At 69.7% G+C, this 16195-nt stretch carries 12 protein-coding genes and 1 tRNA gene; 9 read left to right on the plus strand and 4 right to left on the minus strand.

The window, feature by feature from the left end:
• Window positions 1–517: 517 nt before the first annotated feature.
• Both J2850_RS16015 and J2850_RS16020 read left to right on the plus strand, forming a co-directional pair.
• Window positions 518–4357, plus strand: coding sequence for an ATP-binding response regulator (locus J2850_RS16015; RefSeq protein WP_209983400.1), 3840 nt, complete (start codon window positions 518–520; stop codon window positions 4355–4357).
• 184 nt (window positions 4358–4541) lie between these two features.
• Window positions 4542–4615, plus strand: a tRNA-Gln gene (locus tag J2850_RS16020).
• A gap of 137 nt (window positions 4616–4752) precedes the next feature.
• Here the strand turns inward: J2850_RS16020 and J2850_RS16025 are convergent.
• Window positions 4753–5226 carry an SRPBCC family protein gene (locus tag J2850_RS16025; RefSeq protein WP_209983402.1) on the minus strand — a complete coding sequence of 158 codons (474 nt, stop codon included), beginning with the start codon at window positions 5224–5226 and terminating at the stop codon, window positions 4753–4755.
• A gap of 56 nt (window positions 5227–5282) precedes the next feature.
• The gene (locus tag J2850_RS16030; protein WP_209983404.1) at window positions 5283–6149 is read right to left on the minus strand and encodes an SDR family oxidoreductase; all 867 of its coding nucleotides are present in this window, start codon (window positions 6147–6149) and stop codon (window positions 5283–5285) included.
• 97 nt (window positions 6150–6246) lie between these two features.
• Between J2850_RS16030 and J2850_RS16035 the strand changes: the two genes are divergently transcribed.
• Window positions 6247–7149 carry a LysR family transcriptional regulator gene (locus tag J2850_RS16035; RefSeq protein ID WP_307354441.1) on the plus strand — a complete coding sequence of 301 codons (903 nt, stop codon included), beginning with the start codon at window positions 6247–6249 and terminating at the stop codon, window positions 7147–7149.
• A 36-nt stretch (window positions 7150–7185) separates the two neighbouring features.
• On the opposite strand, the gene J2850_RS16040 is transcribed toward J2850_RS16035, so the two are convergent.
• Window positions 7186–8025: a substrate-binding domain-containing protein gene (locus tag J2850_RS16040; protein WP_209983406.1), complete on the minus strand. Its 840-nt coding sequence runs from the start codon at window positions 8023–8025 to the stop codon at window positions 7186–7188.
• Between the two features lie 648 nt (window positions 8026–8673).
• Here J2850_RS16040 and J2850_RS16045 point away from each other — a divergent pair.
• The 4 genes from J2850_RS16045 to J2850_RS16060 all read left to right on the plus strand — a co-directional run bounded on the left by J2850_RS16045 (window position 8674) and on the right by J2850_RS16060 (window position 13465).
• A complete protein-coding gene (locus J2850_RS16045) occupies window positions 8674–9486 on the plus strand; it encodes an amino acid kinase family protein (RefSeq protein ID WP_209983408.1) in 813 nt (270 codons plus the stop codon).
• Window positions 9487–9498: 12 nt separating this feature from the next.
• Window positions 9499–10344 carry an amino acid kinase family protein gene (locus J2850_RS16050; protein WP_209983411.1) on the plus strand — a complete coding sequence of 282 codons (846 nt, stop codon included), beginning with the start codon at window positions 9499–9501 and terminating at the stop codon, window positions 10342–10344.
• A 286-nt stretch (window positions 10345–10630) separates the two neighbouring features.
• On the plus strand, window positions 10631–12790 hold the full coding sequence (locus tag J2850_RS16055) for a M48 family metalloprotease (protein WP_307354442.1): 2160 nt from the start codon (window positions 10631–10633) through the stop codon (window positions 12788–12790).
• 210 nt (window positions 12791–13000) lie between these two features.
• Window positions 13001–13465: a response regulator gene (locus J2850_RS16060; RefSeq protein WP_209983413.1), complete on the plus strand. Its 465-nt coding sequence runs from the start codon at window positions 13001–13003 to the stop codon at window positions 13463–13465.
• A gap of 32 nt (window positions 13466–13497) precedes the next feature.
• On the opposite strand, the gene J2850_RS16065 is transcribed toward J2850_RS16060, so the two are convergent.
• Entirely contained in the window at window positions 13498–14559 is a 1062-nt protein-coding gene (locus J2850_RS16065; protein WP_209983414.1) for an SDR family oxidoreductase, read from the minus strand.
• Between the two features lie 350 nt (window positions 14560–14909).
• Between J2850_RS16065 and J2850_RS16070 the strand changes: the two genes are divergently transcribed.
• Together J2850_RS16070 and J2850_RS16075 are read left to right on the plus strand one after the other, a co-directional pair.
• Window positions 14910–15272, plus strand: a complete 363-nt coding sequence (locus J2850_RS16070; RefSeq protein WP_209983415.1) for a hypothetical protein — start codon at window positions 14910–14912, stop codon at window positions 15270–15272.
• Window positions 15273–15538: 266 nt separating this feature from the next.
• Window positions 15539–16192, plus strand: coding sequence for an ERCC4 domain-containing protein (locus tag J2850_RS16075; RefSeq protein ID WP_209983417.1), 654 nt, complete (start codon window positions 15539–15541; stop codon window positions 16190–16192).
• Window positions 16193–16195: the final 3 nt, after the last annotated feature.

Here is a 16195-nt window from a genome sequence, read left to right on the forward strand (position 1 = left end):
CGGTTATGAGAGTTATGAGAATAAACTCAATGCGTGTTGCATCGGCAGGCTGCCGCCGTGTGACGATCCGACTATGGCGGCCCATCCGCCGCGGCAACGGATAGTCCGTTTCGCCGAGTTCTCTTGCCGCGCATGACTTCGGCAGAGCCATGTCTCGGCCATCATCGTGGAAGTTCACGGCTGCCGGAGTGATCCGAAGGGTGGTTTATCGTTGACGGAAAGCCATTGCATGTCGTTCGTCATGACTTGTGCTTTCATATCCTCTGCTTTCGATAATGATGCATTTAGTTGGCAATATTATTTCCTTGAGCGCGACATGGAAGTTCTTGAGGAGTGTCCGCGGCGCGGATTGACAGAGTGGCGCGATTGGTTTCTGATGGCTTCATGGCTGCACCTGGACCCATGACGGCATCGATCGCCCCGGAGTTGGAACGCGCCGCCACCGGCGTCGCCGCCACGCTTCCGGCGCCTTGCTCTCCATCGGCCCACCCGCCGCAGTGACCGCCCCAGGGATCCCGTGACCGCAAATTCCAATCTGGCCTTCCTGAACGGTCCTGGCGAAATGGCCGCCCTGATCCGGGCGAAGAACTGGGCGGAAACGCCGTTCGGGCCGATCGAAGGCTGGTCCACGGCGTTGCGCTCGGCCGTGGGAATCTGCCTCGGCTCGCGCTTCCCCATCGTGCTCTATTGGGGACCGACACGGGCCCTGATCTACAACGATGCCTGGAGCCCGGTGCCGGGCAACAAGCACCCCTGGGCTCTCGGGCGGCCCGGCTGGGAGGTCTGGGCGGAGATCTGGGACATCATCGGCCCGATGTTCGACCATGTGATGACCACCGGGGAGGCGACCTGGTCCGACGACCAGCTCCTGCCGCTCAACCGCTACGGCTATGTCGAGGAGTGCTACTTCTACTACAGCTACAGCCCGGTGCGCGGGGAGGACGGTGCCGTCGAGGGCATCTTCACCGCCGTCACCGAAACCACCCAGCGCGTGCTGGCCGAGCGGCGCGAGCGCCTGCTGCGCGGGGTTTCGGAAGCGACGTCGCGGACCCGCTCCGCCTCCGAGGCCTGCGAGGCGGCGCTCCGCTGCCTGGCAACCCTGCCGGAGGAATCGCCCTTCTCGCTGGCCTACCTGCGTGACCCGTCGAGCGGGACCCTGCATCTGGTCGCCCGCGAGGGGCTGCCGCCCGCCGAGGATCTGGCGCCCGACCGGGTAATGCACGAAGGCAACCCGTCGCCCTGGCCCTTTGAAAAGGCGCTGGCGTCGGGGGGAACGGTGACGGTGGAGGGGCTGGCGCTCCGCCATGCCGGCCGTCTGCCGGGGACGCCCTGGCCGGAGGAGGTGGAGCAGGCGCTCGTCGTGCCGATCCTCGGCGCCCGTGCCGATGCGCCGCACGGCTTCCTGGTCACCGGCATCAGCCCGCGCCGGCGGATCGACGCCGCCTACGTCACCCTGTTCGAGCGCGCCGCCGGCCACATCTCCGCCGCGATCATGAACGCCGCGGCCTATGAGGAGGAGCGCCGCCGCGCCGAGATGCTGGCGGAGCTCGACCGCGCCAAGACGGCCTTCTTTTCCAACGCCAGCCACGAGTTCCGCACGCCGCTGACCCTGATGCTCGGGCCGGTGGAGGACATGCTGCAGCGGGCCGCGGCGGAAGAAGGGGCGGAGGACGGGGCGACGGTCCAGGTCGAGCGCGGGGCGCTCGACCTTGTCTACCGCAACGGGCAGCGTCTGCTGCGTCTGGTCAATGCGCTGCTCGACGTAGCCCGCATCGAGGCAGGGCGCATGAAGGCCCGTTTCGAGCCGGTCGATCTGGCGGCCTTCACCGCCGACCTGGCCAGCAGCTTCCGATCCGCCATGGAGCGGGCTGGCCTGGATTACCGCATCGACTGCCCGCCGTTGCCGGAACCGGTCTGGATCGACCGCGACCTGTGGGAGAAGATCGTCCTCAACCTGGTGTCCAACGCCTTCAAATTTACCTTGAGCGGCGGCGTCACGGTGGCGGTCCGGCCCTCCGACGCGGGGGCCGTGCTGACGGTGACGGACACCGGCGTCGGCATCCCGGCCGAGGAACAGCACCGCGTGTTCGACCGCTTCCACCGCATCGAAGGCCAGCGTGGGCGGACCCATGAGGGTACCGGCATCGGCTTGGCCCTGGTGAAGGACCTCATCCAGTTGCATGGCGGTGCCGTCTCCCTCGAAAGCCGGGTGGGCCATGGCACCAGCCTGACCGTCACGCTTCCCTTCGGCGACGCGCATGTTCCCGCCGGGGACCGTAGCGCGGAGCCGCCGATGGCCTCCACGGCGACCCGTGCCGACGCGTTCGTCGCCGAGGCCCTGCAATGGCTGCCCCAGGAGCCGCGGAGCGACGCCCCGCCGCCGGCCTGCGGGGCCCCCGGCACTCCCGGCGGCCCCGTGCCCGAGCGGACCCGGACTGCGGCCGTCCTGCTGGCCGACGACAACACCGACATGCGGACCTATGTCGAGCGGCTGCTGACCGCCGCCGGCTACCGGGTCGAGGCGGTGGCCGACGGTGCTGCCGCGGTGGAGCGGGCGCGGGCGGCGCCTCCGGACCTCGTGCTGTCCGACGTGATGATGCCGCGCCTGGATGGCTTCGGCGTGATCGCCGCTCTGCGCGGGCACCCGGACACCAGGGACCTGCCGATCATCCTGCTGTCGGCGCGGGCCGGCGAGGAATCGGCGATCGAAGGGTTGCAGGCCGGGGCGGACGACTATCTGGTCAAACCCTTCAGTGCCCGCGAGCTGCTGGCCCGCGTCGAAGGGGCGCTGCGACTGTCGGACCTGCGCCGCGAAACGGCCGAGCGGCTTCGCCAGGCCAACGAGGCGCTGGAGCGCCGCGTCGAGGAGCGCACCCGCGAGCGCGACCGCTTCTGGCGGCTGTCGCGCGATCCGTTCGTCGTCGCCGACGCGGACGGACGCTGGGTCAGTGCGAGCCCGGCCTGGACGGATATCCTCGGCTGGACGGATGCGGAGCTGCTCGGCCGGACGTCGGAGTGGATGGAGCACCCCGACGATCGCGAAAAGACCCGTGCCGAGGTGCGCAAGCTGGCCGGCGGCGGCAACACGCTGCGCTTCGAGAACCGGTTCCGCTCGCGGGATGGCCAGTACCGCAGCTTTGCCTGGACGGCCACCCCGGCGGATGGCCTGATGTTCTGCGTGGCGCGCGACGTGACCGACGAACGGGCGCAGACCGAGATGCTCCGGAAGACCGAGGAGCAGCTCCGGCAATCGCAGAAGATGGAGGCGGTGGGCCAGCTTACCGGCGGCATGGCGCACGACTTCAACAACCTGCTCCAGGCCATGTCGAGCTGCCTTCAGCTCGTCGGCCGGCGCGCCGGCCATGTCGCGGGGGTGGAGCCCGTGCTCGACGCCGGACGCCAGGCGGTCGACCGCGGCGCCAGCCTGATCCGCCAGTTGATGGCCTTTTCCCGCCGCCAGAGCCTGCAGCCGGAGGCGTTCGATGCCCGCGACCGGCTGCTCGGGATGCGCCTGCTCCTCGACCGCGCGCTGCGCGCCGACATCCGGCTGGAGTTCAGGCTCCAGGCCGGACTGTGGCCGGTGATGGCCGATCCGGTCCAGTTCGACCTCGCGGTTCTGAACCTCGCGACCAATGCCCGCGACGCCGTCAGGGCGGACGGCGAGGTGGTGATCGGCGCGGCGAACGTCGAGCTTCGGGGAAGCCACGGGCTGACCGGGCGGTTCCTCCGGGTGTGGGTGCACGACACCGGCCACGGCATCCCGCCCGAGGCGGTTGGCCGCGTGTTCGAACCCTTCTACACCACCAAGGCGGTGGGGCAGGGGACCGGGCTCGGGCTGGCGCAGGTGTACGGTTTCTGCCGCCAGTCCGGCGGCACCGCGACGGTGGAGAGCGCGGTGGGGCAGGGCACCACCGTGTCCCTGCTGCTGCCCTGCGCCGACGCGGCGGCGGTGGCGAGTTCCCGCGCCGCCCGCCCGGCGTTGCCGTCAGGCGGCGGCGCCCATGTGCTGCTGGTCGAGGACGATCCGGTGGTGGCGCCGGTGGTGACCGCGGCGCTGGAGGATCTCGGCTACCGGGTGACACGTGCCGCCTCCGGCGAGGAGGCGCTGCGCCGGCTGGAGGAGGGGGCGGTCGACCTGCTGTTCAGCGACGTGGTCATGCCGGGGACCATCAACGGCATCTCCCTGGCGCGGGAGGCACGGCGGCGCTGGCCGTCGCTGGGCGTCCTTCTGACCACCGGCTACAGCGAGGATCTGGCGGCGGTGGACTCCCTGCGGGTGTTGTCCAAGCCCTATCCCATCGAGGATCTGGCGCGCGCCATCCAGGAGGAGCTGGACGAGGCGCGGCGCCGGTCCTGAGCCGGCCTGCGCCGGCAGGGGCGGGGAGCCAGCGCAATCGGCCGCATCGGGCAGCGGAAACGGCGGCTCAAACAGGGCGCTTGACGCCGCCGCCGATTTGGTCCAAAACCATCGCCCGCGCCGGACACCGGCGCGCTGCCCCGGCAAGCTGCGGTCCGCGAGACCGGCTTTCCCGGCGACGGTCTGGGGGATCGTCTAGCGGTAGGACAGCGGACTCTGACTCCGCCAGCCTAGGTTCGAATCCTAGTCCCCCAACCAACTCTCAAGACTTCCCTTTGGAAACAGCGTTCCGGCTTCACCGCCCCCGGCACTCGGCAGGGGTTGATGCCTCGCGACGCCGGACAGCTTTCCCTTGAAGCCTTCCGCCTTCCCCTTCCACCGCATGGCGGCGGCCTTCAAAGCCGGCCTTCGGCCAGCAGCTCGCGGGTACGCCTGAGCGTCGACAGGAGCGCGGCCTTGTAGCCCTGGTCGCTGTCGAACCGTGCCTGTTCGGCCCGCTCCTCCGGGCCGTCCGGTTCCGTGTCGCGCAGGCCGAGATGGCAGTAGAACCTGAGCCGGAGTTCGCCCGCCTCGTCCTCGAACAGCTCGTTGACGATCGCCCCCTCGCGCGGGCCGCTGGCCTGGAAGAAGGTGACCTTGCGCTGCGGTTCCAGCGTGATGATCTCGCGCAGGTCGATGCCGGCGATGGTGGCGTCACGCACGAAATGGGTTGCGCTCTCTTCCACGACGTCGCAGCGGGTGCAGAGACCGGCCGGCAGGAACGGGCGGGCGTCGCGGGCCTTCAGGACCAGGCCCCGCCAGACCTCGTCGCGGGTCAGCCTGGGCTCGCCGGCCGGGTTTACCGGCACGGTGGCGGTCGAGTGGATCATGGCGAAACTCCTCGCTGGATGTGTGCTCAGGCGGCGTTTGCTCAGGCGGCACATGGTCAGGCGGCGGCGATCGCGGCGGCGAAGCTGCGGTAGCTGTGCAGCGGGCGCCCCAGGATCCCGGTCAGGCGCGCGACGTCGCCGGGCTCGGGGATCATGCCGTCGCTGACATAGCGTTCGGCCATCAGGCGCATCTCGTACGCCGTCCACTTCGGCATGAAGGTCGCCATGGTCCGCTCGAACCCGCCGGGATCGTCGCCGCCATACACCACGTCGCGGCCCAGCAGGTCGGACCAGATCGCGGCCAGTTGCGGACCGGTCAGCGTGTCGGGGCCGACCAGGTTGATGGTCTCCACCGGCAGCCTGCCCGGCGCCCGGTCGCGGCGGACCAGCTCGATGGCCGCGACCTCGGCGATGTCCCGCGCATCGACCATGGCAACGCCCTTGCTGCCGATCGGCATCGGGTAGACGCCATGCTCCATGATCACGTCCTTGATCATCACCTCGTTGTCGATGAAGTAGGACGGACGCAGGATGGTGGCGCTGAACCCCATCTGGTCGAGCATGCGCTCCGCGCCGAACTTCACGGCGAAATGCGGAACGTTCACCGCGCGGTCGGCTTCGAACACCGACTGGTAGACCACGCGCTCGACACCGGCTTCGCGGGCGACGTTCAGCGTGATGATCGCCTGGGTGAATTCATCGCCGGTGACGGCGTTCAGCAGGAACAGGGTGCGGACGCCGCGGAAGGCATCGCGCAACGCATCGATGTCCAGCATGTCGCCACGGGCGACCTCCACGCCTGCGGGAAAGCCGGCTTTCGACGGGTCGCGGGTCAGAACGCGCACCGCCGCGCCGCGCTTGACGAGCTGGTCGACGACATGGCGGCCGACGCGGCCGGTGGCTCCGGTAACGAGGATTGTCATGGGATCGCTCCGTTTTTCGGGGTTCAGAAGACAACCCTGAAGTTAGCGATCCACAGCGATACCGATAGGCGCTATATTTGGACGGACTGTCTCAGTGGTGGAACGATTGGACCTGCTTGCCCTTGCCGACTTCAATCTGGTCGCCCGCCACGGCGGGTTCGGAAAGGCTGCGCGTGCTGCCGGGCGCCCGAAGGCGACCTTGTCGCGGCGCGTGGCGGAACTGGAGGCGAGCCTGGACCTGCGCCTGTTCGAGCGGGGCGCCCGGTCGCTCAAGCTCACGCAGGAAGGACACGCGTTGTTCGAGCGGACTGGCGCGCTGCTGACGGAACTCGACGAGACGGCCAGGGCGATCGCGTCGCGTGGGCACAGCCCGCGCGGCCGGCTGCGGATCAGCGCGCCGCTGCTGTTTTCCCAGACCGCCATGGGGAAGCTGGCGGCCGGGTTCGTGCTGAGATACCCGGATGTCCGGCTTGAGATCACGACGGAGGACCGGGCCGTCGACATGATCGAGGAAGCCTATGATCTGGTCATCCGGGTCAATCCGCAGCCCGATGCCGCCCTTGTCGGGCGCGCCTTCCTGCACGACCGTCTGGTCGTCGTCGCAAGTCCCGGACTGCCGCGCCCCGCAGGCGGCCAGGCTGTTCCCGCCATCACCCGCGGATCTGCGGATGGTGCCGGGGTCTGGGAGGTCAGGACGCCGGCGGGAAGGTCGAGCATCGCCGTCGAACCGGTTCTCGGCCTGTCGTCGTTCGTCATGGTGCGCGACGCCGTCCGCCTCGGGGTGGGGGCGGCCCGCCTGCCGCTGTCGCTGGCCAGCCCCGATCTGGTTGCCGGCAAGCTGGTGAGCTGGGGCGATGTGGAAGGCTTCGAGACGGCCCTGTGGGTGCTTTATCCGACACGGCGGCTGCTCAGCGCGCGCGTATCGGCCTTCCTCGACCATCTTCGGGAAGCCTTTCCGCAAGGGACGCCGGACGAACTGGCGGCCTATGTCGCGGGATGACCGGGCAGCTCGTCGGCCGGCGGGGAAGGGGCATGGTCAGCGCTCCCCGTCCGCCGGCAGGCCGACGGGATCGAAGCCGAAGCGTGCCAGCGTCGCCTGCCCCTCCGGCGACAAAATCGCCAGCATCAGCCCGACGGCGGCCGGCTTCCGGAGGCTGGTGATCGCCAGACCATATTCGGGACCGGTGGCGTAGGGCGGCGGCACCGGCACCACCTGCAGGTCGGGCGTGGCCTGCCGCCGCTGCTCGGCGCCGCTGCAATAGGCGATCATGACGGTGATGTCGTCGCGCGCGAAGGCCGAGGCGATCGGATCGGAGTCGGACGGATCGGCGGCGGTGCTGCCGCCGACGATCTTCTTCGCCTTGCCGTCGAGGGTGGCGAAGGCGCCGGGATGGTGCCGGTCGATGCGCCGGAACATCTCCCAGGTGTAGTCGCCGCCGGGATCGGCCTTGGGCGTCGAGGTGCCGATCCGCACCGACGGATCGAGCAGCCGTTGGGCGAAGGATGCCGCCTCCAGTCCGGCACCGGGCTTGGCGAAGGCGCACAGCCGGTTGCGGGTGAACATGACCACGGCGGAGGCACGCCCGTCCCGGCGCAGCGTCAGCGCGTGCTCCATGTCCGCCGAGGTGAAGAGGTCGACCGCTTCGCTGGCCTCGATGCGGTCACGCATCAGGCCGGACGGACCGAAGGCCGTGCGCACCGTGTTCCCCGTCGCCTTGCTGTAATCGGCGGCGATGGCGGTCATCGCGCCGCGCAGGCTGCCCGCGCCATAGAGGACGAGCTCCTCCGCACGGGCGGTCGAGATGGCGGCGGACATGCAGGCAACGGCGACGGCGGCCGGCAGCGTCAGGCCGGCAAGACGGCGGAGCGGAATCATGGATCATGAACCTCGGTCTATAGGGCGCCGATCGCCGCGATCGATCCGGCGAGGCTGGCGCCGTGCAGTGGAACAAGGGGTTTGCCGGTTTGGCGGCACGGCACTGGCCCCTTCGTCATGACTCGGCGCACCGGTCGGGCCGGCAGCCTGCCAGGGAGGAGCCGTGCGGGAAGAACCGCTTGGGAAGAACCCGGTGATGAACCATCGCGACGCCTGACCATTATATTTTTTCGAATATAACGTAGGAGAGCCGGCAGGAGGCGGGCAATCCTCCTGTCGGGGCCGGGCCACGAACGAAGGGGCTGCGGCGGCTTGCCCTCCACGCTCCTTCGGGCGGCATGTCCCGCCGGTCGAGAAAACCGGTGATAAGCCCACAGCTTCTATGGTTATATGGTATTGCTCGATAACGCTGCTCATGGGGTTCTGGCCATGCAGGTTCGTGCCCGGCTCTCCTTAGCTGCGGCCAATGGGCCGCCGGCCACCACAGCTGCGTTGTAACCCATGTCTTCGTAACGCTATGAAAATAAAGGAAAATATCTCGTCTTCCATTGACGGTTGAAGCGAGCGGCGACACTCTCCCGGCGGCACCTGTGTTCGGCGGCGGCGGGCAGGGGGCCGACACGCACTGACGATAGGGAAACCCCCTTGATGACCGAGACGACAGCGGCGCTTGAAGCGCTCCTCATGCAGCGGTCCCTGACCGATGCGCAGCTCGAAGCGGCGGCGGAAACCGCCGCGGACTTCCGCATTCTGCCCGACGCCACGGTGCTCAAGATCGGCGGGCAGAGCGTCATCGACCGTGGCCGTGCGGCCGTCTACCCGCTGGTCGACGAGATCGTCGCCGCGCGCGGGTCCCACAAGCTGCTGATCGGCACCGGCGCCGGCACCCGGGCCCGCCACCTCTATTCGATCGCCGCGGGGCTCAACCTGCCGGCCGGCGTGCTGGCGCAGCTCGGCGCCTCGGTGGCCGACCAGAACGCCGCGATGCTCGGGCAGCTCCTCGCCCGGCACGGCATCTCCGCCGTCGACGGTGCCGGCCTCTCCGCGGTCCCGCTCTATCTGGCCGAAGTGAGCGGCGTCGTCTTCAGCGGCATGCCGCCCTACAAGCTGTGGATCCGCCCGGCCGCCGAAAGCGTGATCCCGCCCTACCGGACCGACGCCGGCTGCTTTCTCGTCGCCGAACAGTTCGGCTGCAAGGCGATGATCTATGTGAAGGACGAGGACGGCCTCTACACCGCCAACCCGAAGACGTCGAAGGACGCAACCTTCATCCCGAAGATCTCGGTCGACGAGATGAAGGCGAAGGGGTTGCAGGATTCGATCCTCGAATTCCCGGTGCTCGACCTGCTCCAGCGGGCGTGCCACGTCCGCCAGGTGCAGATCGTGAACGGCCTCGTCCCCGGCAATCTCACCCGTGCGCTCGCCGGCGAGCATGTCGGCACCATCATCACCGCGCGCTGAAGGACCACGGCAATGTCTGACACCACCACCAGCATCAAGCATGTGGTCTCCCCGCTCGCGCGCCAGACCCTCCTCGACAGTGCGCTGACCCGTCCCGTCGCCGGCGTGCGCCCGATCCGCCTGCTGCCCTGGCTGCAGGTCGTCAAGATCGGCGGCCGGTCCATCATGGATCGCGGCGCGGATGCCATCCTTCCGGTCGTGGAGGAAATCCGCAGGTTGCTGCCCGAACACCGCCTGCTCATCCTGACTGGGGCCGGCATCCGCGCCCGCCACCTCTACGGCGTCGGCCTCGACCTCGGCCTGCCGGTCGGGTCGCTGGCTCCGCTCGCCGCGAGCGAGGCCGGCCAGAACGGCCACATCCTCGCCTCGCTGCTGGCGCCGGAGGGGGTTTCCTACGTCGACCATCCCACCATCGCGAACCAGCTCGCCATCCATCTGGCGGCGGCGCGCGCCGTCGTCGGCAGCGCCTTCCCGCCCTACCATCACCACGAGTTTCCGGGGTCGCGCATCCCGCCGCACCGGGCCGACGCCGGCGCCTTCCTGCTGGCCGACGCGCTTGGCGCCGCCGGGCTGACGATCGTCGAGGACGTGGACGGCATCTGCACCGCCGATCCCAACGGTCCCGACGGGAAGGCCGCGGAGCTGCTCCGCGAGGTGACCGCCGCCGAGCTCGCCCGCTTCGAGGGCACCCTGCCGGTCGACCGCTCGCTGCCCGGCATCATGGCGAACGCGCGCCATATCGAGCGCGTGCAGGTGGTGAACGGCCTCGTGTCCGGCCGGCTGACCGCCGCGCTGCGCGGCGAGCATGTCGGGACGATCATCCGCACCGGCGCCGGCCTGGACGGGACGGAGGCGTGACCCTGCCGGCCATGATCCTCCCGCCCGGCGGGATCCGCTGATCCGGCCCCCGGTGGAGGGAGGTGACGGCCCTCCACGGCGCCGCATCGCGCCCGGCCGGAGCGCCCGCCAGGGCGTTCGCCGGACCGATCCGGGGGAGCGCGGTAACTTCCGCACCCCCCGCAGGGAGTACCGGACCGCCATCGTCGGGATCTGTGCTGGAGTTGCTACCCCTTCCGAGTGGCTGGCTTCACTGCGCGCATTGGATGATGCTCCGACGCGGATGGGCAATCAGGGAGGGCGGGGCGTGGCATTCACAATCGCTTCTGGCGGTGCGGCCGGACTCCGCCGCCGCATACTTCGCCTTCCATCCGGCCTCACCCTCGTCCTCTGGCTCCTGGTCCTTCCGCTGGCGCTCGTGGCGCTCGGCGGCTGGCAGGAGCGGCGCGGCGCCGCGACGCTGGACGGCTACCGGCAGGCGAGGGAGGAGCTGCCCCGGACGCTCGCCCAGCTTCAGCGCATCGAAGCGGAAAACCCATCGGCCTTCGTCACCATCGAGGGATCGGACGGCCGCAGGTTTCCGGTGTCCATGGCCGTCGCCCGCCTGCGCAACGCCATCGGCACCCTGGACGAAGGCGTCGAGGTCTCGGCGATCCGCTACCCGTTGAGCTGGGGCACCATGGCCGGCGGCCTGCTGGCCTTCCTCGCCGGCCTGGGCGGCCTGGTGGCGGCGCGGATCGCCGCCCGCCGGGCACGGGGCTCGCGGGACGCCACCGTCCGCAGCTTCGACCGGTTGAGGCGGATCCTGCCCTTCACCCTGGCGGGCGTGCTCGTCGGCCTTTGCGTCTCCGGCATCGCGGCGGCGCTGTTCGAGGCGGCGAGCCTGTGGTTCTGGGACCATGTGTCCACCGCCAGCGCCAAGCTGTTCGGCCTGGGCGTGGTGCTCGCCGCCCTTGCCGCCTACAGCGCCGTGATGGCGGTGATCGCGATGCGCCGCGTCTTCGGGCTTTACACGCTCGAACCGCTCGATGTCTGGGCCGTGGCCGCGAACCGGGAGATGGCGCCCGGCCTCTGGCGCTTCGTCGAGGATCTGGCGGCCCGGCACGAGGCGCTGGTGCCGGACACCATCCTGGTCGGCCTGGCCGGCGGCTTTTTCGTCACCGAGGCGCCGGTCCGGTTGCCGGAGCACGAGCAGGTGCTGTCCGGCCGTACGCTCCATCTGCCGGCCCCCTACCTGCCGCTGATCGGAGAGACGGAGTTCGCTGCCATCATCGGGCACGAGCTGAGCCACTTCTCTGGCGAGGACACGGTCTACAGCCAGCGCTTCGCCCCGATCCATGCCGGGCTGTGGCGGACCCTGCGCGCGCTCGGCCGGAACACCGGCGCCGGCAGCTTCGTGCTTCATCCGGCCTTGCGGCTCGGCTTTCACGCCCTGGAAACCTTCGACCACTCGGTCGCCCAGATCAACCGCCTGCGCGAACTGGAGGCAGACCGCCGCAGCAGCATGGTCAGCGGCCGGGAGAGCATCCCCCTCGCCCTGCTGCGCACCACCGTCCTCGATCCCGTCATCGAGGACACGCTGGACGACGCCTTCTCCGACCCCGACGGCAGCCCTCCGGACCTGGTGGCGGAGGTGGTCCGGCGCGCGGAGGGCGGTCTTCCCGATCCCACCGGGCACCTTGAGACGTGCCAGCCGCATCCGACCGACCGCCATCCCCCGACGATCCTGAGGATCACCACCCTCGGCGTTCCGCTCGACGAGCGTATCCTGGCGCGCGCGACCCGCGGCCCCACGGCGGAAGACACCCTGCTGCCGCATCGGCTGTTCTCGGATTGGACAGGGCTTTGCCACGCGCTGACCCTGGCCTTCCTCGGGGAGGCCTGGCAGACACACCGGGAAACCCGCCAGGAGCTGGAAGCCGCGGCGGCGGCCATACCGGCGGAGCACACGGTGCTGTACGAGAACGGCAAGCCGATGATCTGGGCCATGGCGGTCATTGCGTCGCTGTTCGCCACCTTCGCGCTCTGCACCACCGTCTTCGCGCCGGTTTTCGGCCTCAACCAGGACCCGTCTAAAAAGACGATCATCGTGGTGGTGACCGCCGCCATGGCGGGTGCCGCGCTGCTCTATGCCGCCTGGATCCGCCACAGGACGAAGGCGCCGCTGATGACCCTGACCCCGGAAGGGCTGGTGTCGGCGCGGCTGCGGGAGGCGATCGCCTGGACCGACGTCGCGGGGATGCATGTGACGGCGTCCCAGCGGCTGGCACTGGTGCTTGCGCTGCACGAGGAGGCGCCGCTGCCAAACCGGATCGGCTTCTCCATCTACAACAAGGTGGACCGGCGCAAGCGCACGGTGGTGCTGGAGGCGCTGGGCATCCGCGGCATGAAGGCGGACGAGTTCCAGGCGCTGGTAGGCCGCTACCTGAATGCCGCCTATGCGCGCCGCCAGCTCGGCGACGACTGACCTCATGCCGGCGGCCGGGGCCGCAGCCGGCGAAGGTGATCCCGTCGGCGGCGTTTGCCGCGCCCGGCCCGCGCGAAGGGAGAAGCAACCATCTCAGCGGGATAGGGCGGCCGAAATGCAACAGTGTGTCGCCGTCTCCCGCGTGACCTGGGCAATTCGCCGGCGGAGGGGCCATCTCAGTCGCAGCGCATCCACGGGGAGGACGAGGGAATGGCCGATCGCCTGGACATCCTGATTGCCGAAGACGATCCGTGCATCGCCGAGATGCTGTCCGAGATCCTGGGCGACCTGGGGCATCACGTGGTGGGTGTCGTGGACACCGCCGAGGGGGTGGTCGGATTCGCCGGACGGCAGCTCTTCGATCTTGCGGTGGTCGATGTCTGGCTCGCCGACGGCTCCAACGGCCTTGATGCCGTGCGGCACCTCACCGGGCGGCTCGGCATCCCCGCGATCGTGTGCAGCGGCCACGCCGCCGCCCAGGATGCCTTCGCCGCCGGGGCCGCCGCCTTCCTGGAAAAGCCGTTCCGCATCGCCGACCTTGAGCACGCCCTGGACATGACGGCGGCCGGCGTTCCGGGCGGCGGCTCGGGTGGCGTTCCATCAGCCGGCATACCGTCTGCCGCGGCGCCGCCGAGGGCACCCGCCGCCCTGACCTGGTCGCCGGCCGGCCGGTAGATGCCTCCACGGTGCCGTCGCCGGGTTTCCCTTCAGGGGATCAGGCGGTCGGCCCGCAGCGTCTCGAAGAGGTCGAAGAACGCATCGTCGGACGGCTGGTAGCGGGTGAAGCCGAGCCGGCGGCTCTTGCCCATGTCGGTCACCACCTCGATCGGCCGCCCGAGGTCGGCGTCGGTGTGCCAGGGCGAGGCGAGGCGGCCGAGGTCGGGTTCGGCCAGACCCTCGCGTTCGGCGATGCGCCGCCACAGTGGTGCATCGTCCTTCATGACCTGTTCCAGCGGCTGGATCGTGCCGTCGAAGGGTGCCGGCTCCAGGCCGAACCATTCCGCGATGCGGCTCCACATCCAGTTCCAGCGGAAGACGTCGCCGTTCACCACGTTGAAGGCCTCGTTCGCCGCCCGGGGCGTGGTGGCCGCCCACAGCAGATGATGCGCGAGCTGGCGAGCGTCGGTGACGTCGGTCAGGCCGTTCCACTGCGCGGCGGAGCCCGGGAACCGGAAGGGCCTGCCCGTTTCCCGGCAGAGCACCGCATGGGTGGCGAGCGTCGTTCCCATGTTCATCGCATTGCCGACCGCCTTGCCGATCACCGTATGGGGCCGGTGGACGCTCCAGGAAAAGCCGTCGCGCTGCGCCGCGGCGAAGAGTTCGTCCTCCTGCGCATAGTAGAAGTTCGGCACGTCGAGGCGGCCCTGGCTCTCGCGGAAGGGCGTCAGCGGCAGCGTGCCCTTGCCGTAGGCTTCGAAGGGGCCGAGATAGTGCTTCAGGCCGGTCACCAGCGCCACATGGCGCACGCTTCCCGCCGGCCGGACCGCGTCGAGGAGGTTGCGTACCATCGCGGCGTTGACGCGGATGTTCTCCGCCTCGCTTTCCTGGCGCAGCCAGGTGGTGATGAACACCGTGTCCGGCCTCAGGCCCTTCAGCGCCCCCGCCGTGGCCGGCGCATCCTGGAGATCCGCGGCGACGGGCCGCACGCCGTCCTGCGCGACCGGGCGCCGCGCCAGGCCGTGCACCTCCCAGCCTTCGCCGGCCAGCAGGGCCGCGGTCGCGCTGCCGACGATGCCGCTCGCACCGACAACCAATGCCGATCCCGCCATTCCGTTCATCCTCGCTTTTTGCATGGGAGTGAGTGAAAAGGAGCGCACGGGCTGCGGGGCAATACCGCGAAAGGTATGATCCGATGGATCCCGCCCCGCCGCCCCAGCTTTGGGGACGGGTGCGGCGAGGCGCAGGGGCCGGATCGACGTGGCGTCGGGGGCGCCATGTCGATGGACGCGGCCGCACCACCGCCCTGCGGCTGCCCCGCCGCCCGGCGGCTGTAAGGATGGTCGGAAGATATCGTCCATCCGGCAAGGCACCGTTTCGCCGTCTGCACTGTTCAGGCAGCGACCGAAGCGGTGGCGACCGGGCCGCCGATGATTGAACCGTTCCGACGATCGAACTGGAAATGACTGGACTGGACTCCCCCGCGCCCGGCAAGCGGCGCCCGCTCACCACTCCCGACGGCCGATACATCGTGGTGCGCGGCCGATTGTGGCGCACCACCAACCCGGCGCTGCCCGACGAGATCCGCACCAGGCTGGTCGCGGCGCTGATGATGGCGCGCCGGGCGGTGGCGTCGGCACGCCGGGCCGCCGACCGCGACGCGGAGGCTGCCGCGCACATGGCCGTCGACGAGGCGAAGCACGCGCTTGGCGAGCGTGGGCCGGTCTGGTGGGACGACGGCACGCCGGACCTCAATCGGCACATGGTGCGGACCACGCCATACGCGGCTTGGTTCGAGGAGGTCGGCGGGACCGCAGGCCGATAGCCTGCCGGAAAGAAAACGGGCGCCGATGCGGCGCCCGAAGTGAGGAGGAGACGAGGCATGACCGCCCGTTCGTTCCGACTTTCCCAGCATCCGCGGTTGCCGTCAGCTTCGGTGCAACCCTATCCGGACAACCCCCATGCGGTTGGTCATGCGATCGCCGATGGACCTGCACCGGGCTCCGCGCGGCCGGCGCATCGGCGGGCGAGACATTCGCGGCCTCGGGACGGTTGTACCGGATACCCCGCAATCGATACTCGGGTGCCACCATGCGCATCGTCGCCGACTGTCACGAGCCTGCCGAGATCATCAATCTGCTCCGCTCCACCGGCACCGTGGACGGCAGCGCCGTGGAGGTCGAGGCCAAAGCCCTGGACGTCGGCGATTACCTGATCGGTCCCGGCGCCGCCGTCGAACGCAAGGCCGGCGGCGATTTCGTGGCGTCCCTGCTGGACGGCCGGTTCGCCGAGCAGGCGGCCAAGCTGCGGGCGAGCTACGACAAGGTCGTCTGGATCATCGAGGGCGACCCGTATGACGGCCATGTCCGGCTGGAATCCAAGGTGATCACCGGGGCGATCAGCCACCTCGCGATGGTCGAAGGGGCGACGGTGCTGCGCACGCAGACGCTGCAGGAAACGGTGGACCTGCTGTTCTCGATGGCGAAGCGCCTGCAGGACGGCCGCACCGACCTGTCCCTGAGGCCGGCCAAACCGGCGGACCCGCGGCTTCTCGCCGAATATATCGTCAGTGGCCTTCCCCGCGTCGGCCGGGGGAAGGCCCGCGCCCTGCTCGGCCATTTCGGCTCGGTACGCGCGGTGTTCGCGGCCGACGCGGCGGAAATCGCCGGCATCCGCGGTTTCGGCCGCAAGACCGCCGAAGCGATCCGTGCGGCCCTCGACGCGGCCTATCGGGAGTCCGCGTGATCC

The sequence above is a fragment of the Azospirillum picis genome (assembly GCF_017876115.1).
GTDB classification, from domain to species: domain Bacteria; phylum Pseudomonadota; class Alphaproteobacteria; order Azospirillales; family Azospirillaceae; genus Azospirillum; species Azospirillum picis.

Bases quoted from the DNA above. Each gene is read 5' to 3' on its own strand.
- J2850_RS16050 (WP_209983411.1), top strand. From the start codon at position 9,499: ATGTCTGACACCACCACCAGCATCAAGCATGTGGTCTCCCCGCTCGCG.
- J2850_RS16070 (WP_209983415.1), top strand. From the start codon at position 14,910: ATGACTGGACTGGACTCCCCCGCGCCCGGCAAGCGGCGCCCGCTCACC.
- J2850_RS16075 (WP_209983417.1), top strand. From the start codon at position 15,539: ATGCGCATCGTCGCCGACTGTCACGAGCCTGCCGAGATCATCAATCTG.
- J2850_RS16060 (WP_209983413.1), top strand. From the start codon at position 13,001: ATGGCCGATCGCCTGGACATCCTGATTGCCGAAGACGATCCGTGCATC.
- J2850_RS16065 (WP_209983414.1), bottom strand. From the start codon at position 14,559: ATGGCGGGATCGGCATTGGTTGTCGGTGCGAGCGGCATCGTCGGCAGC.
- J2850_RS16040 (WP_209983406.1), bottom strand. From the start codon at position 8,025: ATGATTCCGCTCCGCCGTCTTGCCGGCCTGACGCTGCCGGCCGCCGTC.
- J2850_RS16025 (WP_209983402.1), bottom strand. From the start codon at position 5,226: ATGATCCACTCGACCGCCACCGTGCCGGTAAACCCGGCCGGCGAGCCC.
- J2850_RS16030 (WP_209983404.1), bottom strand. From the start codon at position 6,149: ATGACAATCCTCGTTACCGGAGCCACCGGCCGCGTCGGCCGCCATGTC.
- J2850_RS16045 (WP_209983408.1), top strand. From the start codon at position 8,674: ATGACCGAGACGACAGCGGCGCTTGAAGCGCTCCTCATGCAGCGGTCC.